This window comes from Arsukibacterium sp. MJ3 (assembly GCF_000987765.1).
Lineage (GTDB): Bacteria > Pseudomonadota > Gammaproteobacteria > Enterobacterales > Alteromonadaceae > Alishewanella.
Window position 1 is genome coordinate 1 of record NZ_LAHP01000100.1, and the last position, 702, is coordinate 702.

Annotated in this window: 1 pseudogene; it reads right to left on the reverse strand. The window is 48.9% G+C overall.

The annotated features are described in order from the left end of the window. Positions 1-131 precede the first annotated feature (131 nt). Positions 132-702: pseudogene (locus VT06_RS16955) on the reverse strand (aminopeptidase PepB); the annotation flags it as partial.

The window sequence follows — 702 nt, forward strand, 5'->3', positions numbered from 1 at the left end:
ACATACGTGGGTTGCCAGAGCTGGCAATAATTCGGGAATAATCGCCGTAACCGGCAATGTAGATGTGCTCATATGCACCTATCGTTGTGCTTACAACAAGGGGCTCTAAAGAGCCCCTATTCGAAGTTCATTTACGCTTCATTATATGTGTTTAAGATTCGCGCGATATTGCGAATACCCAAACCAGTGGCGCCTGCTGCCCACAAGCCATTGGCAGTACCATGGTAAGCGCCGGCCAAATCGAAATGTAACCAACCTTTGCCTTGTTCAGGAGCAAATCGTAATAAGAAACCGGCTGCATTGCTAGCACCGCCCGCACCTCCGCCTTTTACTGGCTTACTGTTCGCCGTATCGGCAAACGCTGAAGGGCAGTTATCTTGATGCCATGGGGTAAGTGGTAAACGCCATAATGGTTCGGCTTCCGCTTGCGCTGCTTGCAATGCGAACTCGGCGAACTCTTCGTCTACACTGAATAACGCATTATATTCTGTACCTACCGCAACCTGCGCTGCGCCCGTTAGCGTGGCCGCATCAATAATGCGTTTCGCACCCAATTCGCCAGCACGTAATAAGCCATCTGCTAGTACAATTCGGCCTTCAGCATCCGTGTTTACAATTTCCACTGTAACGCCATTTTTGTAAGTAATGATATCGCCATTCTTATAAGCGGTGCCATCTATCATGTTTTCAGCACAGCAAAGG